Here is a 21,435-nt window from a genome sequence, read left to right on the forward strand (position 1 = left end):
CGATCGACCCGGCCGGGCCGGGGAGTCAGGGACCGGTCTCGAGGTACTCCGGGCCGGGCGTGCGGCCGGCGGCCACAGCGTCGAAGAAGCCCGTGGTCGTGGGTCCCCACACCAGGTAGGAGCCGACCGAACCCGAGGCCATGCCGTCGTGGGGGACCGTCACGGTCAGCGGGTCGGCGCTGAGCTTGCGCATGACCGAGGCGAGGTTCCAGATGTGGTCGCCGGTGTCCACGGTGACGGCCTCCGCGCCGGCGTCGAGCAGCGGCAGGGCGGTGAAGGGGTTGAGTACATTGCCGGGTGTCATGACGGTCCGCATCAGCGATCCGAGGAACTGACGCTGGTTCCGCACACGCTGCAGGTCCTGCTCGGCGAACCCGTACCGGGTGCGCACGAACCCGAGCGCCTGCGGCCCGGCCAGGATCTGGCACCCCGCGGCCAGATCGAGTCCGGCGAACGGGTCGTTGATGGGTTCCTCGAGGCAGATCTCCACCCCGCCGACGGCGTCGACGATGTCGGCGAATCCGCCGAACCCGATCTCGGCGTAGTGGTCGATGCGCACCCCGGTCTGCTGCTCGAGGGTCTGGGCGAGCAGCGGCGGACCGCCGAACGTGTAGGCGGCGTTGAGCTTGTTCTCCCCGTAGCCGGGGATGTCGACGAGCATGTCGCGCGGGAGCGAGATGAGCATCGTCCGATCGCCGTCGCGCGGGGTGTAGACCAACATCATCGTGTCGGTGCGCTTGCCGCCGGCGTCGGACTCCGAGCCGGTGGACAGCTGCGCCTGCTGCTCCGGGGTCAGTCCTTCCCGGGAGTCGGTGCCCACGAGGAGCGTGACGGTGCCGGGCGTCTTGCCGCCGCGGCCGGGGTAGTCGCCGAGGGCGTCGATCCGCTGCAGCTTCGAATCCGCCCACAGCACCGTGACCACCCCGAGGGTGAGCACCACGGCGAGCACCAGCCCGACGATTCCCAGCGGGCCGATGCGTCGCTTACGGGGCGTCCGGGCGGGACGCTGCCGGCGCCTCGTCGTCGTCGCCATGGGGGCGCCGGTGCGCGGGTCACGGCCGCCGCGACGGCGACCACGGGGATCGACCGGCTGGCGGTACGGATCGCGCCCCTCGGCACGGCGGTCTGACCGGCGCGGATCGGCGCGGGGGTCCCGGCGCTGCTGCGCGGCGTAGCGCGCGCGTTCCTCCGGCGGGAGCGGCTCCGGGTTCTGGCGGGGCTGGTAGCCGGCGCGGTTCGGGTCGCGGGCGGCGTCCCCGCGCAGGGACCGGGTGCGGGGATCCTGCGGCGCGGCGGCCCGGGGGTCACGCGGAGCCGCGGACCGGGGGTCGCGGGGCTCGCGGGGAGCGCCCGCACGGGGATCGCACGGCGCCGCCCCACGCGGATCGCGCGGCGCCGCCCCACGCGGATCGCGGGGCTCACGGGGTGCGGCGGACCGGGGACCACGCGGACCGGCGGCACGGGGATCCTGCCGCGGCGCGGCGCCCCGTGAACCACCCGGATCGGCGTGCCCGCGGCGCTCGCGCGCGCGACGCCGGAGTTCAGCGGCCTCCTCAGGGGTGAGGTGCCGGCGCCTGGGGTCGTCGGTCATGGGATCGGACTCTACTTGCCCGGGTACACCCCCGGCGTCCCGCGCCGCGCCGCCGAGTCGAGCATCACAGAAGAAATCCCCTCCCGGCGCCGGTCGCCCAGGAACGGGTCAGAGCCACGCCACATGCGGCGCGATCAGCGCGTATCCCAGGAAAGCGAACACATCGAGCAGCGTGTGCGCCAGGATCAGCGGCCACAGTCGGCGCGTGCGCATCCACCACAGCGCGAACACGATCCCCATCGCCAGGTTGCCGACCCCGCCGCCGAAGCCCTGGTACAGGTGGTACGAGCCGCGCAACACCGCGGTACCGATCAGTGCGACCGCGGGCGGCACCCCGATCTGGCGCAACCGCACGAGCAGGTAGCCCACCACGAGGATCTCCTCGGCCGCCCCGTTGCCGGCCGCGGCGAGCACCAGCACGATCGGCCGCCACCACGTCTCCGTCAGCCCCGACGCGGAGACCTGCAGGTTGACACCGGCCGCGACCGCGCCCAGGTACAGCGCCAGGCCCGGGATCCCGATCACCGCCGTCAGCGCGAGCCCCCACCCCACCTGCCGCCAGGGTCGGTCGCGGACGAGCCCCACGGCCCGCGCACCGACCCCGGTGTGCGCCAGCAGCACCAGCGGCAGCAGGGCCCACGCGGTCAACCGCAGCACCCCGAGCGCCTGGTAGGCGAGGTCGAGCCAGGATTGTGTGGAACGGGAGACGTTGAGCGCCGCGGTCTGGTCCGCCAGGTCGGTGGGCGCGAGCATCGCGGAGACGAGGTCGAGCACGGCATAGAGGCCGGACAGTCCGAAGGTGACGAGGAGGACGACGACGACCTCGGCGATCAGTAGCCGCCGGACACGCCGGTCGCTGACGGGGTCGAATCGCGCCGAGTACCGGGCGAACGCCTCGCGGGGGGACAGGGCCCGTCGCAGCCCACCGGGCCGGGGCGCGGGATCCGAGGCTTCGCTGGTGCTGACTTGCACGTTCACGACGGCGCCCCGCTCAGTCCTGGAGTCGCACGTGCTCGACGATGCGCCCCATCCAGCGGGCGCCCGGGGAGGACTGCTGCTCGGTGGTCACGTACGCCACCCACCACCGCTGTTCGGGAACGCCGAACACCGCGGTGTAGACCAGCCCTCCGGCGTCGAGCCTGGCCGGGTCGTCGGGTACCACCACGTATGACACGGAAGCCCCGGATCCCGCCTCGTTCTCCACGGTGGCGGTGCGCCGGTCGTCCCGGACGCCGGTGACGCCCAGGACGTACTGCTGGATGGTCTCGGCGAGAGCGGTGGCGGCGCCTTCGTTGTCGGCGATCGCCGCGGCGGCGATACCCGGCTCGAGGGCGCCGGCGAGGATGCGGGTGTCCGGGGCCCGTCCCGACCCGACCGGCACGAGTTCGAGTGAGCCGAACTCGGCGTCGGCACGGGCCCGCCACCCCACCGGGACCACGATCTCCAGTCCCGATGCCTGGTCGAGGTGATAGTCGCCGTGCAGGGTCGAGTCACGGGGCAGCACCGACTCGGGGGCCGTGGCCACCGCGACCACGATGAGCAGGGCGAGCAGCCCCAACGCGACGTGGATCGTGCGGGGTCCCCGATTCTCCTCCGGGGTGAGGTGCGAGGCGTCCGGGGCGTCATCCGGGGCCGGGGTGTAGTCGGCCGCGAATTCCGGGCCGGTGGAGTCGTCGGAACCCATCGCTGGAGAGCGTAGCAACGCCAGGGGCACCAGGTCGGGCTGTGCGGACGCGGCGGGGGCGCACGGTGTAGACCTTAAGTCCATGACGGTGTCGCTTGAACTGCTCGGCCGTGGTCCCTCCCGGCCCGACCTGCTGGACGATCTCGTGGTGGACGAGGCCTCGATCGTGGAGGTGCTGGGCAGGTGGTCGGTCACGGCGCCGGTGGTGGTGGCGCCGGATCCGGTGACCGGGCAGCCGGCCCTCGACGAGGTCATGGAGGTGTTGGCAGGGGGGACCCCGGCCGTCGTCGACGTGGCTCCGGGGCTTGCCGCGATCGCCGGCACGGCGGCGCCCGCCGACCCGGCCGCACCGACCCCCGGCCCGGATCAGGCCCAGAGTGCCGCGCACCTCGCGGACCTGCTGGCGGTGGCCTCCCACGCCGGCGTGGGGTTCGGCTCGGGCCTCGTGCCCCGCTGCGCCGACGCCTCGCAGGTGTGGGCGCTGCTGTCCGGCGCGGTCGCCGCGATGACCGGAGCAGACATCCGGGCCGCGATCGCCGAGCCTGACCCGGCCCGGATCGTGGGCCTGTCCCGATCGGCACGGGAGGCGATCCGGGATGTCGTGACGTGCGTGCTCGTGCCGCATGATCAGCTCGCGACCATCGAGTCCGCCCTCAGCCCGGTGGACGACGACTGACGCTGGCTAGGCTTGTCGTCGTGGTCACCGTCGCCTACCTCGGCCCCCCCGGCACGTTCACCGATGCCGCCCTGCACCGATTCCGCGCCGACGCCCGGATAGCGGCCCTCCTCGCCGACGCCCGGGCCGTACCGGCCGGCACCCCGGACGAGGCGCTGGACCTGGTCCGCGCCGGCGACGCCGACTACGCGTGCGTCCCGTTCGAGAACTCGGTCGACGGCACCGTCAACCCCACCAGCGACGCCCTCGCGGTGGGGGGCCGGCTCCAGATCTTCGCGGAGACCCAGATCGACGTGGTCTTCTCCATCCTCGTCCGCCCCGGCACCACCGCGGAGGACGTGGCGGTCCTGCGCACCCACCCCGTGGCCGCCGCGCAGGTCCGACGCTGGGTCGGGGAGAACCTGCCGAAAGCGCGTATCGAGACCACCTCCTCCACCGCTGCCGGCGCCGAGGAGGTCGCCGCCGGGAGTGCCGACGCGACTGCCGCGCCCGCCCGCGCCGGGGAGATCAACGGGCTCGTCCCGCTCGCGGAGAACATCGCCGACGTCGGCGGGGCCCGCACCCGGTTCGTCCTGGTCGGCCGGCCCGCGCCGCCCACCCCGCGCACCGGCCACGACCGGACCTGCGTGATCTTCGGACTGCCCCATCAGCCAAACTCGCTGGTGCAGGCGCTGACCGAGTTGTCGATCCGCGACATCGATCTCACCCGCATCGGCTCGCGGCCCACACGCGTCGAGCGGTTCACCTACCTGTTCCACGTGGACCTCGTGGGCCACATCGACGACCCGATGGTCGCCGAGGCGCTCGTCGCCCTGCGGCACCGGACCGAGAGCCTGCGTTACCTGGGCTCGTGGCCCGTCGCCGATCTCGCGGAGGCCGGTTCGCCGCCGCCGGACCGCGCCGACGAGACGGCCTGGCTCGAGGGGCTCCGCCGCGGCGAGGGCGTCGGATGAGCGCCCGCCTGCACCTCGTCCGTCACGGGCAGACACCGTCCAACGTCGCCGGGGCGCTCGACACCGCGCTGCCGGGGGCGCCGCTGACCGAGCTCGGTCGCGAGCAGGCGGCGCTGGTGGGGCAGGAGCTGGCCGGCTCCGGGATCTCCCCGACCGTCGTGATGAGTTCCGAGGCGGCCCGGGCCCGCGAGACCGCCGGGCTCGTCGCCACCGAGATGGGCCTGCCGACGCAGGCCGTGCCCGGCGTCTACGAGGTGCAGGCCGGTCGCTACGAGATGCAGACCGGTGTCGAGGCGATGCTCGCCTACAACCGGCTCATGCGCGACTGGCTCGAGGCAGGCGACCTGACCGCGAGCCTGCCCGACGGGGAGAGCGCCCTCGACGTGCAGGACCGGACGATGCCGCTGGTCGCCGAACTGCGCGAGTCGTACCTCGACAACGGGATCGACGTGGTCCTGGTGGTGCACGGTGCGGTCATGCGGATGATGGCCGTGTTCGCCGGCGCCGCGCCCTCGCAGTGGGCCCTGGACAACCACATCGCCAACTGCGGGGTCATCGAGCTCGCCCCGGACGGTGGCGGCTGGTCGTGCGAGCGGTGGGGCGACCACCTGGGGCGGCCCGCGTTCTGACCCGGGACGGGGCCTCCGGGCCGGTGAGCGCGGCCGCGCTCAGCCCCAGCCGAGCTCGTGCAGGGTCTCCTCGCCGATGCCGAAGTGGTGGGCGATCTCGTGGATCACCGTCACCGCGACCTCGTGGACCAGTTGCTCCTCGGTCGAGCAGAAGTCGCACAGCGCGTCCCGGTAGATCGTGATGGTGTCCGGCAGGAATCCCGAATAGGTGGTGTCGCGCTCGGTCAGCGCCACGCCCTCGTAGAGGCCCAGCAGGCCCGGCTCGTCAGGGTTGCGGTCGGCGATGAGCACCACGACGTTGTCCATGGCCCGGAACAACGCGTCCGGCACCGAGTCCAGCGCGTCGTCGACCAGGTGCTCGAAGCGGGCTTCGTCGACCCTGATGCTCACGAGGCCCCGTCCGCGTCTGGCGTCACGGGTTTCCGCCGGGGACGGGCACCGAGATCGTGCTCTGGTCGCCGCCTGTCGTCGCCCCGGCCTCACCGCCCGGCTGCTGGCCCGGCGGCGGGATGATCGTGGTGGTGGGCGCGACCGGCGTCTGGCCGTCGACCAGCACGCCCTGCGTCGCCGAGCCCCGCAGTACCGCGAACGGCCCCGGATCCGCCGACCTCATCAGCCCGCAGTTGACCGTGCGGCTACCGGTGAGCCAGGACACCTCGGAGATCGGGTTGACCAGCGTCGAGATGAGGGTGCTGCGGCGAAGCGCCTCGCCGTCCCCGAAGTAGGCGATGCCGGCGTCCAGGCATGCCTGCGCGGTGAGTTCGGACTGCACCGACGGCTCCGGCGGGGTGGGGCCCTCCGGGAAGATCCCGGAGACGTCGAGGTCGTACACGATCTCGATCGAATGGTCCTCTGCACAGGGGATCGGCGCGCCGGGCAGCCCCTCGGCGGTGAACCCCAGGCACGTGCCGGGCTCCCACCGGCGGTGCTGATCCGCCTCGGCGAACAGTCCGGTCGACAGCGCCGAACGCCCGTCGAGCTCGGACGCGGCGACGCCGCACAGCACGCTGTGATCGCCCTTGTCCCACCCCTCCTGCGACGGCGGGACGACCAGACCGGTGAAGCGGCCCTCCGGATCGACCTCGCGGCCGCCCGCGTACTCGGTGACGAGGGGCAGGCAGCGGTCCGTCCCGACGGGGGCCAGGTCGGCGGAGTCCGGCAGCGGCTGGTCGTCGCCGAACCCGGGGACCTCGGAAAGGTCGATGCGGGCCGCGACCTCGAACCGGTGCGGCTGCGCGCAGTCGACCGTGTCGAACGATGACACCTGGTCGGCGGCGTCCACGGACCAGGTCAGACAGGTGCCCGCCGTGGCACCCGCATAGGCGGGGCCGGACAGCGTGCGCGGGTCGACCTGCGGCACCACGGCGGCGATTCGACCGGCGCGGTCGGAGCTCGGGTCGTTGATGGCCGAGACCATGAGCGCGCCCGTGACCGCCGCGCCGGAGAGGATCGCGACGAGTGAGGCCATGACCGCGCCCCGCGAACGGAGCAGGGACCGACCTTGATCAGAGGATCGGGAGGTGGGGGTCATCGCTCCTATGATGCCGTAATCCCGCCGTGGCGATAGGATCCCGGACATGAGCGGACACGACCACGAGCAGCAGGACGGGACCGACAGCGGTGCGCGTTCGCCGCGCGAAGGCGTGGACCCGGAGGTCCTCGAGTTCGCCCAGATGCTGTTCCAGCTGGCCAGAGACGGTGAGACCGAGCGGCTCGCCGCCTACGTCGACGCGGGCGTGACCCCGGATCTGACCAACGAGCGTGGTGACGCGCTTCTCATGCTGGCGGCCTACAACGGGCACCCGGAGACCGTCCGGGCGCTCGTCGAGCGCGGCGCGGAGGTGGACCGGGCCAATGATCGCGGTCAGACCCCGTTGGCCGGCGCCGTGTTCAAGGGCTACGGCGAGGTCGTCCGCATCCTCTTCGAGGCCGGCGCCGACCCGAACGGTGGCGTCCCCACCGCCATCGACACGGCGCGCATGTTCGAGAAGGACGCCTTCCTCGAGCTCTTCGGCGTCTGAGCCACCGGTCTCGAGTCGCTCCGCGCGGGGTGGAATGTGAGGTGGAGCCCGGATCGTCGGGTGGGACGGGGCCGCTAGGCTGGGGCCCGTGATCGATCTCAAGCTGCTCCGCGAGAACCCCGACCTCGTCCGCGACTCCCAGCGGACCCGTGGCGAGGACCCGACGCTGGTCGACCAGCTGCTGTCCGCCGACGAGTCCCGCCGGACGTCCATCGCGGCCGCCGACACCGCGCGTGGTGAGCAGAAGGCCCACGGCAAGAAGGTCGGCCAGGCCTCGCCCGAGGAGCGCCCGGCGCTGCTGGAGGCCGCCGGCGCGCTGAAGCAGGCCGTCAAGGACGCGGAGGAGTCGGAGAAGGCCGCCGCCGCCGAGGTCGACCGGATCCAGCGGCTGCTGTCCAACGTCGTCGAGGAGGGCACGCCCGCCGGCGGCGAGGACGATTTCGTGGAGATCGAGCGGATCGGCGAGATCCCGACCTTCGACTTCGAGCCCAGGGACCACCTCGAGCTGGGCGAGAGGCTGGGTCTGCTCGACATGGAGCGCGGCGCCAAGGTCTCCGGCGCCCGCTTCTACTTCCTCACCGGCTACGGCGCGCTCCTGCAGCTGGGCATGCTGCAGCTCGCCGCGCAGAAGGCCACCGCCAACGGGTTCACCCTGATGATCCCGCCGGTGCTCGTGCGCCCGGAGATCATGCAGGGCACCGGCTTCCTGGGCGCCCACGCCGACGAGGTCTACAAGCTCGAGGCCGACGACCTGTACCTGGTCGGCACCTCAGAGGTCGCGCTGGCCGGCTACCACCAGGGCGAGATCCTCGACCTGTCGGAGGGCCCCAAGCGCTACTGCGGTTGGTCCTCCTGCTTCCGTCGCGAGGCCGGCAGCCACGGCAAGGACACCCGCGGCATCATCCGTGTCCACCAGTTCGACAAGGTCGAGATGTTCTCCTGGTGCAAGCCGGAGGACGCCCACGCCGAGCACCAGCGCCTGCTGGGTTTCGAGAAGGAGATGCTGCAGGCCATGGGCCTGCCGTTCCGGGTGATCGACATCGCCGGCGGCGACCTGGGCTCCTCGGCCGCGCGCAAGTTCGATTGCGAGGCCTGGGTCCCCACGCAGGACGCCTACCGCGAGCTCACGTCCACCTCGAACTGCACCACCTTCCAGGCCCGCCGCCTCGGGGTGCGCTACCGCGACTCCACCGGTAAGCCGCAGACCGCGGCCACCCTCAACGGGACGCTCGCGACCACGCGCTGGCTCGTGGCGATCCTCGAGAACCACCAGCAGGCCGACGGCTCGGTCGTGGTCCCCGAGGCGCTGCGCCCGTTCGTCGGCAAGGACGTACTCGAGCCCCTCCGCTGACACCCGGCATCCGCTCCGGCGCCTGCTCGTCCGGACCGGATCCGCTCCCCGGGTGCGCTCCCGCGTGCGCACCGGCGGGAGCGGGGGTTCATCCCCGGGGAGCGTCTCTGCCCGGGGCCGGGGCCGAGGCCGGGGTCCGCGCGGACCCCGGTCAGGGGCGGAACAGCATCATCACGCCGCTCGCGCTGGCGCACGTGCGGCCGTCGGTGTCGGTGACCTTGGCCTGCACCACGCACGTCGACCGGCCCACGTGCTCGACCTCGGCGCTGATCGTCGCGGGCGTGCGCTCGAGGCGCAGGGCACGGATGTAGCGGACGGTGAGGTCGAGGGTGTTGTAGCCGACGCCCGGCTCGACGACGGTGGCCGTGGCATAGCCGAGCGCGGAGTCGACCCAGCCCGAGACGATCCCGCCGTGGACGGTGCCGCCGTTGTTGAGCGCCCACTCGGCGGGCGTGGCGGTCATGGTCACCGAGCCCTCCGCGGCGGCGGTGAGGCGTACCCCGAGGGTGTGTGCGCCGGGGGAGAGGTGGCGCTCGCCGCGGATGATCTCCTCGAGCGCCGCCAGGCCGGCGTGCACGCGCTCCGACGGGTCGGCGGGCGTGGCGGCCCAGGAGTATCGGCGGCTATGCGACTCGGGATCGACCGAGTCGAAGGGGGCGTGGTCCACGCCGCCGAACCTACACGGCCACGGACACGGCGGGCCGAGCGCGGCGTGGGCCGCTACGCTGTGGGGCGTGGAGCTGCTCTATACGGGGATCATCGGGTTCGCCCGCACGATGTTCAAGGTCCAGGGTCTGGACATCACCATGCGCGGGGAGCATCACTTCCCCGAAAAGGGCGGCGCGGTGGTGGTGATCAACCACACCGGGTACTTCGACTTCGTCTACGCCGGCATCCCGGCGCGTGAGCACAAGCGGTTCATCCGCTACATGGCCAAGGCCGAGGTGTTCGACCATTCGGTCGCGGGTCCGATCATGCGCGAGCTGCGGCACATCCCCGTCGACCGGGCGGCCGGCAAGCACTCGTTCGACGAGGCGGTCAGGCGGCTGCGCGCCGGCGAGCTGGTGGGCGTGTTCCCCGAGGCCACCATCAGCCGCAGTTTCGAGATCAAGGACTTCAAGTCCGGCGCGGTGCGAATGGCACTCGAGGCCGGCGTGCCGATCCTCGCGGTGACCATCTGGGGCTCACAGCGCGTGTGGACCAAGGGCCTGCCCAAGAAGCTGCTGCGGCCCCGGGTGCCCGTCATGATGGAGGTCAGCGAGCCGATCGAGGCCTACGAGCCCGCCGCCGAGTGCACCGCGCAGGTCCGCGCGCAGATGCAGGCCACCCTCGAGCGGCTGCAGGACGAGTACGCCGAGCGGTACGGCCCCTACCCGGCGGGGGCGAGCTGGGTCCCGGCGCGCCTCGGGGGATCGGCGCCGACACTCGAGGAGGCGTCGGTGCAGGACGAGGCCGAGCATGCCGAGCGACTGCGGCGCCATGCGGAGAAGGACGCCGCGCAGGGCGGTGGGTCGCCGGCGGGCGGTGCGGCCCCGCGATCCGGTGAACCCCGGGAGACCGACGACGGCGACCCCGTGACGGGTGGTCCGAACGTTCCGTGACCTCCTCCAGACCTCTGCTCGTCGCCTCGGATGTCGACGGCACCCTCATCGGCAGTGACCATCTCGTTCCGGCCGCCAACCGGGCGGTCGTCGAGGATATCGTGGCCGACGGCGCGTCGTTCGTCCTGGCCACGGGCCGGCCGCCGCGATGGATGTCCCAGATCGTCGACCAGCTCCCGGTGGCGCCGTTGGCGGTCTGCGCGAACGGCGCGGTGATCATGGACACCGACAGCGGCGAGTTCCTGGCCACCACGCTCCTGCAGCCGGACGCTCTCGTCGAGCTCGACGGGATCCTCCGGGAGCGCCTGCCGGGAAGCGGCATCGCGGCCGAGCGGCTCGGGCGCGACGCGGCCGACGCGGACTTCGTCGCGAGTCCCGACTACGAGCACGCGTGGATCAGCCTCGAGCACCTCGAGGTGGGGCATGACGAGGTTCTGTCCGAGCCGGTGCTCAAGCTCCTCGCCCGGGTTCCGGGAATGCCAAGCGCCGACATGGCCGGCGCACTGGAGGGGGCCGTCGAGCACCTCGCGGACATGACCTTCTCGACGACCGACGGGCTCATCGAGTTCGCCCCCCGCGGGGTCACCAAGGCCAGCGGTCTCACCGCGCTCACCTCAGGCGAGGTGGCGATCCCGGCCTCGGCGCGTTCGGCGTCCGCGCTCACGCGGGCCGGCGGGGGAGGGTCCGGCGGCGGCGTCACCGAGCGGATCGTCCCGGTGACCGTGGCGTTCGGCGACATGCCCAACGACGTGGAGATGCTGCGGTGGGCAGATCACGGGGTAGCCATGGGCAACGCGATCGCGTCGGTCCACGCGGTCGCGGACGAGGTGACGCTGAGCAACGATGACGCCGGTCTGGCGCACGTGCTGCGCCGCTGGTGGGTCTGAGTCACCCGCTCCTGCGTACCCGGCGCACAGCCGCGCGCCTCGATGAACTGCCGCTCCTGCCGGCGCGCGAGCGGGAGTTCACTTCGAGGGGCGGGAGTTCAGGCGCGGGAACGGATGCCCGCGGGCGCGGGATCGGATGCCGGCAGGCGCTGGCGCGGATGCCAGGGAGGTGTGGCCGGCAGCCGAGCGGGTCGACGAAATAGAGCACGGACCGGTCCCCACCACTTCCCCGGTGTGCCCGCCGCCCCGTGGTGGGGAGGCGGGCACACCTGGTGGGAGCCGGTCCGCGAGTCTGAGAGGTCCTACGGGTTCGGCTCGACCGAGATCTCCTTGGTGGCCGGGTCGTAGACCAGGGTGCCGCCGGTGAAGCGCTGGGCGACGGTCCCGTCCTCGCGCTCCGCCTCGCTGGACACCGGCAGGCCGAGCGGCCCGTGCTCGAAGCCCTGGGCGGCCCACGCGTCACCGATCACGCCCCACACCGGATGGGTTCCGGTCCCGGGGGAGGAGTACAGCGCACCGTTCTCGTGCTTGACCAGCGAGACGTCGCCGAACTTCTGGATCCCGGACAGCACCTTGCCCAGCGGCCCGCCGAACTGCGCGGCGAGCGCCGCGAAGTCGCCGCCGACCAGATCGCCGACCGAGCCCGTGTCGAACGGGATGTCCGCCAGGGTCATGCCGCCGGTGAGGGCGCGGGTCAGGGCGGGCACGTCGATCCGGCCGCCGTTCAGGACGGTCCGAAGCGCGGAGGTCACGGCCTCCTGGATGTCAGCCTTGTTGATGCCGGGCGCCTGCGAGCCTCCGCCTCCGCCGGTGGGCGAGCCGGAGTCGGGGTTGGACGGGGCGGCTCCGCCCCCGCCGCCGCCACCCTTGGCGTAGGAAGCCGCGATGTCACGGATCTGGCCCATCTTCGCGTAGCCGGCGTCGCCGGGACAGGTGGTGAGGCCGACGTCGCGGTGGGCGAAGATGTTCGGCAGTCGCACGGAGGTGCCGTAGCCGTACTTGGTGTACGAGGTGCCCTCGGAGTAGTGGGTGTCGGAGCCCTTGGGGTCGATACCGGCCACCGAGAGTCGCCAGCCGAGGATCTCGCCCACCTTACGGATGGTGACGTCGGGCGGGGTGAGGGTCGAGTAGTCGCCCATCATCGAGATGCCCCACGTGTTGCCGTTGAAGCCACCGGCGTGGGCGCCCTGGACGTTGCGGCTCAGGCCGCCGTGGCGGCCCTCGAAGGCCTGCCCGTACTTGTCGACCAGCACGTTGTAGCCGACGTCGCACCAGCCCAGGCTCTGGGCGTGGTAGGTGTAGATGCCGCGCATGACTCCTGCGGATTCTTCGCGGGAGTAGTTGTTGCTGCCGGCCGTGTGGTGGACGGTTGCTGCGGCGAGCGAGTCGTCGTACGTCGCGTTGCGGCAGCGCTGGGACTCGTTGGCGCCCCAGCCCGAACGGGTGATGATCGAGGGCTGCTTCGCGGCGATATCGCCGTCGGTGCCGGTCCCGCCGGTGGCCGAGACGTCGGCGAACGCGTCGGGGTCCGGGGTCGGGGTGGAGTCGGGGGAGAGCAGCACGGCCTGCACGGTGCTCGCGTCGAGCTCGCTGCTCTCGGCGACCGGCTTGATGTCCGCGAAGCGGGTCGGCACCGGCGGCGCCGCGTCGAACGCGGGCGTGGCCGGCGTGCTCGCGCGCTCCGGGGCGGTCTCGGCGGCCGGCGTGTCGGTGCGGGCCGCGATGTCCTCGTCGGCCGGCGTCTCGGCGGTGTCGGCATCAGCCTTGGCGTCGTCGTCGGAGCCGGCGGGCGCCTCGGCATCCGCGTCCGGCGCATCCGCCAGGGAGCTGTCGGACAGGTCGACGCCGCTGAGCGCGATCTGCACGGCCGTGGTGTCCAGGCCGAGGTAGACGGGCTCGGTGCCGCCGGTGCCTGTCGTGCTGTCGCCCTCGGCGTCGACCGACTCGGCCTCGAACCAGGGGCCCCACGAGCCGTCCGGGTTTTGGGCACGCACGTTGGCGACGGCCTCGGGGTGGGTTCCCTTCCAGGTGACGCCCATCATCGAGAACGGCGTCTCGGAGGTGACCTCCTTGACGGGGGACTGACCGCCGGCGATGTCCCGGTTCACGCCGGCCGCGGCGGGCGCCTCGGCGAGCGGAACCTGGACCTCGCCGGTGGGCAGACCGGTGCCGGCGGTGGTGGTGATGTCGTCGGAGGACTCGACCAACTGGTCAGGCCCGTACACGGCGAGGGGGGTGACGACGGACGCCGCGACCGCCACCGCAACGGCGAGGGTCCGGCGTCGACCGCTGAAATGCATAGGGCGGCGTCGTGTGCTCAAGGGCTTCTCCAGATCAGGTGTCTGCGGCCCGCGGCGTGGAGCCGCTGACCACTTCTCCCACCCCACCCCGCCGGCCGCGGGCGGGCCGCGGTCAGTGGGGCAGATGTGACGAACGGGGTCAATGTTAGCTAAGAAACGCGTGAAACCAAGTGGTACGGAAGTGAATTTTGGGATGACAGGCGTGTAGTTTCGAACCGGCGTACGACGACGACGACGTCCGACCAGCGCCGTGAGCGGATACCGGCGGTCGGCGGTCATCGGCAGATCAGATGCCCCCGGCGCGCCGCGGGATGGGCGAACTCGTCCGATGTGGGCGTTCCCGCGGTCGCCGACGGTGTCGTCGTCGTTGTCGTCGACCCTGCTCCGCCCCTCTGCCCGACCCCGCTCTGGTCGCCCACTACCGGCGCGCCATTAACCACCCCCCGACCCGACGGATACCCTGGGAACGAAGGACCCGCGCCGATCGGCGCGCGGCCTACTGACACGGCTGCGGAGAACCGCCGCGGCACAGAAGTCTTCAGCGAAGGGGAAGTCGACGATGGCGGACGAGCGGCAGTGGGGCACCTACGACCTCATCGTGGTGGGGTCGGGTTTCTACGGTCTGACGGTCGCCGAGCGGGCGGCCACCGAGCTCGGTAAGCGCGTCCTCGTGCTCGACCGGCGCCACCACATCGGCGGCAACGCCTACTCGGAGGCGGAGCCCGAGACCGGGATCGAGATCCACAAGTACGGCGCCCACCTGTTCCACACCTCCAACGAGCGCGTGTGGGAGTACGTCAACAAGTTCACCGACTTCACCGGGTACCAGCATCGGGTGTTCTGCATGTACTCCGGTACCGCCTACCAGTTCCCCATGGGCCTGGGCCTGATCAACCAGTTCTTCGGCCGCTACTACTCGCCGGACGAGGCGCGCGAGCTCATCGCCGAGCAGGCCGCCGAGTTCTCCTCCGACGAGGCCGCGAACTTCGAGGAGAAGGCCATCTCGCTGATCGGGCGCCCGCTGTACGAGGCGTTCATCAAGGGCTACACCGCCAAGCAGTGGCAGACCGACCCCAAGAACCTGCCCGCCGGCAACATCACCCGGCTGCCCGTACGCTACAACTTCGACAACCGCTACTTCTCGGACACCTACGAGGGACTGCCGGTCGACGGATACACCGCGTGGCTCGAGAACATGGCGGCGGACGAGAAGATCGACGTGGTGCTCGACACCGACTGGTTCGATGTCCGCGAGGCCGTGCGCGCCGCGAGCCCGGACGCGCCCGTCGTCTACACCGGCCCGCTCGACCGCTACTTCGACTACGCCGACGGCGAACTCGGCTGGCGCACCCTGGACTTCGAGATGGAGGTCCTGCCCACCGGCGACTTCCAGGGCACCCCGGTGATGAACTACAACGACGCCGAGGTCGAGTTCACCCGCATCCACGAGTTCCGCCACTTCCACCCGGAGCGCAAGAACTACCCCACGGACAAGACCGTGATCATGCGCGAGTTCAGCCGCTTCGCCGAGCGCGACGACGAGCCGTACTACCCGATCAACGAGTCCACCGACCGCGAGCGGCTGGCCGCCTACCGCGACCGGGCCAAGGCCGAGACCGCCGCCAACAAGGTGCTCTTCGGTGGCCGCCTGGGCACCTACCAGTACCTCGACATGCACATGGCCATCGCCTCCGCGCTGACCATGTTCGAGAACACTCTCGCGCCGCACCTGCGCGACGGGGCGCCGCTCGCGGACTGACGCGGTGCCCGCGACCTGACGCAATGCGCCGCTGAGCGGGCCGCGCAGCCCCGTCGCCGCCCAGCCCCGCCGGCGTCGAGCAGAGGGTTCGGCACACATCTACTCGGCTGATGTGGGCCGAACTCTCTTGAGGATGCCTGGGCCGCCGAGGTTAGGGCTGCTCGGCGAGGGCGGCCACGATCTCGGCCCGCTGAGCCGGGTGCACCAGCGTCGGCCGGGCCTCACCGAGATGGACCAGCATCGGCGTCACGGAGGCCCAGAAGCGGTTCAGCGAACTCAGGCCCGCGTTCTCCGCGTGCGCCTGGATCCGCTCGGCGGCGGAATCGCCCGGCTGCGGCAGGTGCAGGTCCGGTCGCTTACCGATGATCTGGTTGTCCTTGCGCTCGGAGATGACGTAGCCCAGGGCGAACTCCACCGAGCGCGGCAGGTCGCCGCAGAGCAGCACGGTCGCCTCCGGGTACTCGTCGAGGACGTGCTCGATCGCGCCCGAGAGCTCGACCACCAGGCTGGCGAAGGCCTTCGGGTCAATTTTCCGCCCGCTCGACCCCGGGATCCACCGGCCGACGGGCATCTCCCACGGGCGCAGGTGCACCTCCCCGCCGACGCTCTCGACGGGGCCCGCCACGATCACCACGTCGCAGGTGTCCCGCAGCGGATACTGCGCGTCGACCTCGGACACCGGCCCGGTCGGCCCCACCTGCAACGACAGCCAGACCCGCCTCACCTCGTGACGGTCGACGCGAGGGTCGACGACGGTCGTCAGCGTGATGTCCGGGTCGGGCGTCTCGTGGTGGGTGGCCCAGTCACGCGAGGACCACTCGTCGTAGCCATCGTCGAAGTACACCGTCCGCATCCCGGTGTCCCCGCCCGGGATTCGCGTCGACCGCGGCTCCTCCGGCACTTCGGCGAGCGAGGTCCGCTCCCGCAACAGGACGTCGTAGCCCACCGACAGCGCGGCGGGGAACGAGAGATTGGGGGCGAACAGGTAGCCGGTGGCCTCGTCGTCGTCGTTCATCGCGCGTTCCAGCTCGTCGGACACCCGCGCGACGTCGGCGCGCAGGTCCAGGACGTCACCCACCGCGCCGAACCAGCCGGTGGCCGTGCGGAAATCGAGGCTACGCGCCCGGGCCATGTCCATCGCGCCCCGAAGGTGATCCGCGGAGGCGGCCGGCAGCAGGCGCAGGTAGTACAGCGTGCCGTTGCGGTTGATCATCCAGTGCCGCAGCGCCATCATCGCGATCAGGAGTCCGGCGGAGCCCAGGAACCACGCAAGCCGCGCCTGCGATGTGCAGTGGTGGGACCACAGATCCGGGATGCCGGAGATGGTGCAGGAGCCGTCCGCGCTGATGATGTCATCCGCCACGAGGCCGCCGAACGCGGTGGTCAACGCGATGGTGACGGCGATGAGGGTTTCCACGACGAGCATGGGCCAAAGGTAGCCCGGTTCGAGTTCGGGCGGACCTGAGGCCGGGGGATCGATCGCCCGCGGGGGTTAGGCTTCCGGCATGACACGAGCGACCTCGCCAGTGCTCCGACTACTCGTGGCGCTCGTCGGCGCCGCGCTGTTCCTGCTCTCGGCCGGACTTCTCGCGGGCGGCCCCGCGCGGGCCCAGGCGCCCGCTCCCGCGCCGGCTCCCGCCGACACCGCACCGGCGACGGCGGTGTCGGTGGGCGTCACCGACCGCGCGGGACTGCTGTCGGCCGGCGACGACGACCTGCTGCGCACCGAGACGCCGCGGGTCGACTTCCCGCCGCAGGTGCGGCACGTCGAGTACCTGGTCTTCGACGACGGGGGCAGCAACCTCAACGACACCACCCTGGAGTTCGCCGAGGACGAGCGTCCGGGCCTGCTGGCCGAGGACCGGAAGAAGTGGGCGCCCGGGACGCTGATCGTGTCCAACGACGCCGAGGCGCGCGACGTCGGCATCTACTGCGGCGACGACGTGTGCGTGGTCATGGACCTCTTCGAGGGGTCGCACCTGGACGGCTCACTCGAGGCGATGAAGGACCCGATGCGGCGCGACAACACCGCCGTCGGACTGCTCGCCGGGGCGAAGGCCGCCGCCGATCCCACGGTCCTCGCGCCCGAATTCGAGGGCATGCCGTCCTGGCTGCCGTGGGCGCTCGGCGGTGCGGGAGTGGTGGGTGCGGGTGCCATCGGTGCTGCCGTGGCGGGCGTCCGCAAGAAGAAGGCCGCCACTGCTCGGGAGCGCTACGACCGGATCTCTCGCGAATACGGGCGGATCGCGGGCGAGCTCGGCGGGCTGGAAGTTCGAGCCAACTCCCTGCGGTCTCCGCTGGCCGACGACGAACTGCGTGGGCAATGGGCCGACGTGCGGGACCGGTTCCTCGAGGTGGACGCGATCATGGGCCGGATCGGCGACCTGCGGCCCGAGTCCGCGGACGCCGAGTTCCGGGCGGCGGCCGCCGACATCGAGACCGCCCACACCACTGTCGACCAGATGGAGACGGCGGAGAAGAACATCGATCAGCTCTTCCGCATGGAGCAGGGCGATGCCGACGTGCGGCGCCGCCAGCTGGGCGAGCTCCGCGAGGACATGGGCGCCGCCGCGCTGGGTGCCGAGGACGCGAGGCTGTCGTCCGAGGCCAGGGAGCTGGAGGCACGAGCCGACGACCTGGCCCGGGACACCGGCGCCACCGACTTCATGGATCGCTACGCCCGGTTGGTCGTGGACTACCGGCTGGTCGTCGAAGCCATCCGCGAGCGCGAGATGTCGGACGTCGAGGCCGCCGCGGACGCCGGCGACCGCCACGCGCCGCGGCTGTACGACCGCGACTGGCGCGCAGGCTACGGCTACAACGGCTTCGTGCCGTTCTACGTGGCCTCGAGCTGGCACTCCCACGACGTGCAGGCGGCGCAGGCGTCGAGCTCCACGAACACCGGGTACTCGAACGCGTCGTTCTCCGGCGGTGGCGGGTCCAGCGGGTACTGACCCCGCCGCCCCTCGTGGCACGCCGCCCCACCACCCGTCGCCCCATCACCCGTCGCCCCATCGAGAAGAACGTTCCGGACACCGCCACTCGGACAACGTGTGCGGAACGCTCTTCTCGTGCGGCGACGGACCGTCAGCGCTCGACGATCTCCACTGACTCGATGGTGTGCGTGGTCGACGGGGCGCCCTGGGGGCTGCCGTCGGACTCGATCGACGTGACCGTCTCCATGCCCTCGGTGACGGTGCCGAACAGGCTGTAGCTCGGGGGCAGGGAGACGCCCGAGTCGCCGGTGACGATGAAGAACTGCGAGCCGTTGGTATCGGGGCCGGCGTTGGCCATGGCCATGGAGCCGATCTCGTACTCGCCCGCCGCGGGGAGCTCGTCGGAGAACTCGTAACCCGGGCCGCCCGCTCCGGTGCCCTGCGGGTCGCCGCCCTGGATCATGAAGCCGGGGATCACGCGGTGGAACGTGACGCCCTCGTAGAACTTGTTGCGGGCCAGGAAGACGAAGTTGTTCACCGTCTCCGGGGCCTTGTCCTCGAGCAGGTCGACGGTGACCGCGCCGGCGTCCGTGGTGATGACCGCCGAGTAGTCGACGCCCGGGGTGAGGCACATCGGGGGAGCGGAGTCGAAGTCCGTGGTCCGCTCGTCCGCGCCCTCGGCGGGCGGGCACTCGACGGTCGCGTCGCCGCTGCCGGATTCGACGGCCGCGGTGGAGGCGCCACCCCCGGACTCGGCTGCCGGGGCGGGCTCGTCCGAGCTGCAACCGGCGAGGGCCAGCGGAGTGGCCAGGGCGAGCACTCCCAGTGCGGTGCGGAGGGTCGGACGAGGACGGGCGTGGGTGTGGATGCGCATGGAATGAACTTAGGCCCTGCGGGCCCACCGGTGGTCCTCGGCGCGTGGTGAAGGTGGCGGATCGTGCCAGCCGGGTACGATCGATGCGGCTTTCGCCCCGCAGAAGCGAGGGCGTGGGTTATCCAACGTGGACGAGGGCGGCCCCGGCCGTCGGGACGGGGACGCGCGTACATGGAACACCGAGGCCACCACGAGGCAGGCGGCGAGATCGAGCGGTCGGTCGCAGCACTTGCGGACCCGCGTGGCCTGGAATGCCTGCAGCGCATCATCCTGCCGCGGGCCGGCGAGCCGCTGGACGTGCGGTCGCTGTACCTGGAGGAGGCGCCCACCAACGCCCGGCGCGCGCATTCGTCCAGCCGCACCACGCTGAGCATCGGCGCGGACAGCGAGGTCTCGTTCGCCACCTACTTCAACGCGTTCGCCGCCGCGTACTGGCGCCGGTGGACCGTGCTGGACTCCGTCGTCCTACGCCTGACCGTCCGCGGCGCGGGGCGGGTGGACCTCTACCGGTCCAAGATCGACGGCTCGCGCATCGCGATCACCGGCGACGTCGTGGGCAGCCCCGGCGACACCGACCGCGTGACCACGGTCGAGTTCGTCTGCGACCTCGGCCCGTTCGAGGATGGCGGCTGGATCTGGTTCGACCTCACCTCCGATACGGACGTCGAGCTGCTGGCCGGTGGCTGGTACTCGGCCGTCGCCGCGACGGAGACCCGGCCCGACGCCGGACCCGACGGCCGGCCCGACCCGTCGGTGCAGGTGCCCAACGACCGACGCGTCACGATCGGCATCCCCACCTTCAACCGCCCGGGCGACGCCGTGGCCGCGCTGGAGGCCCTGACCTCCGATCCGCAGGTCGACGCCGTGATCGATGCGGTGCTCATGCCCGACCAGGGCGACCGCAAGGTGCGGGACGAGCCGGGCTTCACCGAGGCCGCCGAGGCGCTGGGCGACCGGCTGCGGATCTTCGACCAGCCCAATCTCGGTGGATCCGGCGGGTACAGCCGCATCATGTACGAGGCCCGTCGCCTCACCGACTCGCCCTACATCCTGTACATGGACGACGACATCGAGATCGAGCCCGACTCGATCCTGCGCGCGCTGGCCTTCGTCCGGTTCTCCACCGTGCCGATGCTTGTCGGCGGGCAGATGCTCAACCTGCAGGAGCGCAGCCACCTCCACACCATGGGTGAGGTGGTCGGCGGCCACGACTTCATGTGGACCGCCGCCCCGCACGCGGACTACGACTACGACTTCTCCACGTACCCGCTGACGGACCGCGACAACCCCAAGCCGCTGCACCGCCGAATCGACGTGGACTACAACGGCTGGTGGATGTGCCTCATCCCGCGTGTGGTCGCCGAGAAGATCGGACAGCCGCTGCCGCTGTTCATCAAGTGGGACGACGCCGAGTACGGGCTCCGCGCCCGCCGGGCCGGGCACCCCACCGTCACCATGCCCGGCGTGGCGATCTGGCACATGGCGTGGTCCGACAAGGACGACGCGATCGACTGGCAGGCGTACTTCCACCTGCGCAACCGCCTCGTGGTGGCCTCGCTCTACCACGACGGCGACCACAAGGGGATCATGCAGTCCAGCCTCAAGGCGCTGGTCAAGCACCTGGTGTGCCTCGAATACTCGACCGTGGCCATCCAGATCGAGGCGATCCGCGACTTCCTGCGCGGCCCCGAGGCGCTGTACGAGCTGCTGCCCACGGCGCTGCCCAAGGTCCGGTCGATGCGCGCCGGGTTCCCGGACGCCGTCGTCGTCCCCTCCGCCGTCGACCTACCCGCCCCGTCGGGCGGGCCCGCCGGCATCCACACCGAGCCCAAGGGCAAGGCGCGCAAGGTCGTCGCCCTGGCCAAGGGCTTGGCCCACACGTTGTCCCGCGACGACAAGGCGCACCACGAGGTGCCCCAGGCCAACTTCCCGCCCGTCGAGGCGCGCTGGTACTCGCTCAGCCGCGTCGACGGCGCCACCGTCACCACCGCGGACGGCCGCGGAGTCGTCTACCGCAAGCGCGACCGCGACAAGGCCGCAGCCCTGTTCAAGGAATCCGCGGCCCTGCATCGTGAGTTGTACCGTCGGTTCCCCGAGATGCGCCGTCGCTACCGCCGGGCGCATGCCGAACTCGTGAGCAAGGAGGCCTGGAGCCGTGTCTTCGACGCCTGAC

General features: G+C 71.7%; 19 protein-coding genes. 10 read left to right on the plus strand and 9 right to left on the minus strand.

The features are described from left to right. Positions 1 to 25 precede the first annotated feature (25 nt). From ACWGLC_RS10185 to ACWGLC_RS10195, 3 genes are all read right to left on the minus strand, one after another. Positions 26 to 1,591, minus strand: a complete 1,566-nt coding sequence (locus ACWGLC_RS10185) for an LCP family glycopolymer transferase (RefSeq protein WP_452099800.1) — start codon at positions 1,589 to 1,591, stop codon at positions 26 to 28. Between the two features lie 108 nt (positions 1,592 to 1,699). Then, positions 1,700 to 2,500, minus strand: a complete 801-nt coding sequence (locus tag ACWGLC_RS10190; protein ID WP_452099827.1) for a CPBP family intramembrane glutamic endopeptidase — start codon at positions 2,498 to 2,500, stop codon at positions 1,700 to 1,702. Positions 2,501 to 2,582: 82 nt separating this feature from the next. Further along, entirely contained in the window at positions 2,583 to 3,275 is a 693-nt protein-coding gene (locus tag ACWGLC_RS10195; protein WP_452099801.1) for an APA family fibronectin-binding glycoprotein, read from the minus strand. An 82-nt stretch (positions 3,276 to 3,357) separates the two neighbouring features. Here ACWGLC_RS10195 and ACWGLC_RS10200 point away from each other — a divergent pair, with 82 nt between their 5' ends. From ACWGLC_RS10200 to ACWGLC_RS10210, 3 genes are read left to right on the plus strand one after another with little or no spacing between them, the layout of a single operon-like run. Continuing rightward, positions 3,358 to 3,951, plus strand: coding sequence for a hypothetical protein (locus ACWGLC_RS10200; RefSeq protein ID WP_452099802.1), 594 nt, complete (start codon positions 3,358 to 3,360; stop codon positions 3,949 to 3,951). Positions 3,952 to 3,971: 20 nt separating this feature from the next. After that, the gene (pheA, locus tag ACWGLC_RS10205) at positions 3,972 to 4,904 is read left to right on the plus strand and encodes a prephenate dehydratase (protein WP_452099803.1); all 933 of its coding nucleotides are present in this window, start codon (positions 3,972 to 3,974) and stop codon (positions 4,902 to 4,904) included. Then, the gene (locus ACWGLC_RS10210; protein ID WP_230931146.1) at positions 4,901 to 5,533 is read left to right on the plus strand and encodes a histidine phosphatase family protein; all 633 of its coding nucleotides are present in this window, start codon (positions 4,901 to 4,903) and stop codon (positions 5,531 to 5,533) included. The genes pheA and ACWGLC_RS10210 overlap by 4 nt, the downstream gene beginning before the upstream one ends. 39 nt (positions 5,534 to 5,572) lie before the next feature. Here ACWGLC_RS10210 and ACWGLC_RS10215 read toward each other — a convergent pair whose 3' ends face one another. Both ACWGLC_RS10215 and ACWGLC_RS10220 read right to left on the minus strand, forming a co-directional pair. Next, entirely contained in the window at positions 5,573 to 5,923 is a 351-nt protein-coding gene (locus ACWGLC_RS10215; protein ID WP_295650728.1) for a metallopeptidase family protein, read from the minus strand. A gap of 22 nt (positions 5,924 to 5,945) precedes the next feature. After that, a complete protein-coding gene (locus tag ACWGLC_RS10220) occupies positions 5,946 to 7,064 on the minus strand; it encodes a septum formation family protein (RefSeq protein ID WP_452099804.1) in 1,119 nt (372 codons plus the stop codon). Positions 7,065 to 7,206: 142 nt separating this feature from the next. Between ACWGLC_RS10220 and ACWGLC_RS10225 the strand changes: the two genes are divergently transcribed. Continuing rightward, entirely contained in the window at positions 7,207 to 7,554 is a 348-nt protein-coding gene (locus tag ACWGLC_RS10225) for an ankyrin repeat domain-containing protein (RefSeq protein WP_230931205.1), read from the plus strand. A gap of 88 nt (positions 7,555 to 7,642) precedes the next feature. Further along, positions 7,643 to 8,905 carry a serine--tRNA ligase gene (serS, locus tag ACWGLC_RS10230; RefSeq protein WP_452099805.1) on the plus strand — a complete coding sequence of 421 codons (1,263 nt, stop codon included), beginning with the start codon at positions 7,643 to 7,645 and terminating at the stop codon, positions 8,903 to 8,905. A gap of 151 nt (positions 8,906 to 9,056) precedes the next feature. On the opposite strand, the gene ACWGLC_RS10235 is transcribed toward serS, so the two are convergent. Continuing rightward, positions 9,057 to 9,572: a PaaI family thioesterase gene (locus ACWGLC_RS10235; protein ID WP_452099806.1), complete on the minus strand. Its 516-nt coding sequence runs from the start codon at positions 9,570 to 9,572 to the stop codon at positions 9,057 to 9,059. Between the two features lie 67 nt (positions 9,573 to 9,639). Here ACWGLC_RS10235 and ACWGLC_RS10240 point away from each other — a divergent pair, with 67 nt between their 5' ends. Both ACWGLC_RS10240 and ACWGLC_RS10245 read left to right on the plus strand, forming a co-directional pair. Beyond that, positions 9,640 to 10,506: a lysophospholipid acyltransferase family protein gene (locus ACWGLC_RS10240; RefSeq protein WP_452099807.1), complete on the plus strand. Its 867-nt coding sequence runs from the start codon at positions 9,640 to 9,642 to the stop codon at positions 10,504 to 10,506. Further along, positions 10,503 to 11,393: an HAD family hydrolase gene (locus ACWGLC_RS10245; protein WP_452099808.1), complete on the plus strand. Its 891-nt coding sequence runs from the start codon at positions 10,503 to 10,505 to the stop codon at positions 11,391 to 11,393. The genes ACWGLC_RS10240 and ACWGLC_RS10245 overlap by 4 nt, the downstream gene beginning before the upstream one ends. Before the next feature lie 302 nt (positions 11,394 to 11,695). Here the strand turns inward: ACWGLC_RS10245 and ACWGLC_RS10250 are convergent, their stop codons facing one another. Continuing rightward, on the minus strand, positions 11,696 to 13,714 hold the full coding sequence (locus ACWGLC_RS10250) for an N-acetylmuramoyl-L-alanine amidase (protein ID WP_452099809.1): 2,019 nt from the start codon (positions 13,712 to 13,714) through the stop codon (positions 11,696 to 11,698). A gap of 538 nt (positions 13,715 to 14,252) precedes the next feature. Between ACWGLC_RS10250 and glf the strand changes: the two genes are divergently transcribed. Further along, entirely contained in the window at positions 14,253 to 15,452 is a 1,200-nt protein-coding gene (gene glf, locus ACWGLC_RS10255) for a UDP-galactopyranose mutase (protein WP_295650709.1), read from the plus strand. Positions 15,453 to 15,603: 151 nt separating this feature from the next. On the opposite strand, the gene ACWGLC_RS10260 is transcribed toward glf, so the two are convergent. Beyond that, entirely contained in the window at positions 15,604 to 16,878 is a 1,275-nt protein-coding gene (locus tag ACWGLC_RS10260; RefSeq protein ID WP_452099810.1) for a hypothetical protein, read from the minus strand. Between the two features lie 79 nt (positions 16,879 to 16,957). Between ACWGLC_RS10260 and ACWGLC_RS10265 the strand changes: the two genes are divergently transcribed. Continuing rightward, positions 16,958 to 18,406, plus strand: coding sequence for a DUF5129 domain-containing protein (locus ACWGLC_RS10265; protein WP_452099811.1), 1,449 nt, complete (start codon positions 16,958 to 16,960; stop codon positions 18,404 to 18,406). Positions 18,407 to 18,539: 133 nt separating this feature from the next. On the opposite strand, the gene ACWGLC_RS10270 is transcribed toward ACWGLC_RS10265, so the two are convergent. Then, positions 18,540 to 19,262: a peptidylprolyl isomerase gene (locus tag ACWGLC_RS10270; RefSeq protein ID WP_452099812.1), complete on the minus strand. Its 723-nt coding sequence runs from the start codon at positions 19,260 to 19,262 to the stop codon at positions 18,540 to 18,542. A 171-nt stretch (positions 19,263 to 19,433) separates the two neighbouring features. Here ACWGLC_RS10270 and ACWGLC_RS10275 point away from each other — a divergent pair, with 171 nt between their 5' ends. Further along, a complete protein-coding gene (locus ACWGLC_RS10275; RefSeq protein ID WP_452099813.1) occupies positions 19,434 to 21,434 on the plus strand; it encodes a glycosyltransferase in 2,001 nt (666 codons plus the stop codon). Position 21,435: the final 1 nt, after the last annotated feature.

This window comes from Dietzia sp. NPDC055877, assembly GCF_053615975.1.

Excerpts from the sequence above, each read along its gene's own strand:
- ACWGLC_RS10200 (WP_452099802.1), top strand. The coding sequence starts at position 3,358 with ATGACGGTGTCGCTTGAACTGCTCGGCCGTGGTCCCTCCCGGCCCGAC.
- ACWGLC_RS10260 (WP_452099810.1), bottom strand. The coding sequence starts at position 16,878 with ATGCTCGTCGTGGAAACCCTCATCGCCGTCACCATCGCGTTGACCACC.
- ACWGLC_RS10210 (WP_230931146.1), top strand. The coding sequence starts at position 4,901 with ATGAGCGCCCGCCTGCACCTCGTCCGTCACGGGCAGACACCGTCCAAC.
- ACWGLC_RS10220 (WP_452099804.1), bottom strand. The coding sequence starts at position 7,064 with ATGACCCCCACCTCCCGATCCTCTGATCAAGGTCGGTCCCTGCTCCGT.
- ACWGLC_RS10195 (WP_452099801.1), bottom strand. The coding sequence starts at position 3,275 with ATGGGTTCCGACGACTCCACCGGCCCGGAATTCGCGGCCGACTACACC.
- ACWGLC_RS10265 (WP_452099811.1), top strand. The coding sequence starts at position 16,958 with ATGACACGAGCGACCTCGCCAGTGCTCCGACTACTCGTGGCGCTCGTC.
- ACWGLC_RS10270 (WP_452099812.1), bottom strand. The coding sequence starts at position 19,262 with ATGCGCATCCACACCCACGCCCGTCCTCGTCCGACCCTCCGCACCGCA.
- ACWGLC_RS10275 (WP_452099813.1), top strand. The coding sequence starts at position 19,434 with ATGGAACACCGAGGCCACCACGAGGCAGGCGGCGAGATCGAGCGGTCG.
- ACWGLC_RS10185 (WP_452099800.1), bottom strand. The coding sequence starts at position 1,591 with ATGACCGACGACCCCAGGCGCCGGCACCTCACCCCTGAGGAGGCCGCT.
- glf (WP_295650709.1), top strand. The coding sequence starts at position 14,253 with ATGGCGGACGAGCGGCAGTGGGGCACCTACGACCTCATCGTGGTGGGG.
- ACWGLC_RS10225 (WP_230931205.1), top strand. The coding sequence starts at position 7,207 with ATGCTGTTCCAGCTGGCCAGAGACGGTGAGACCGAGCGGCTCGCCGCC.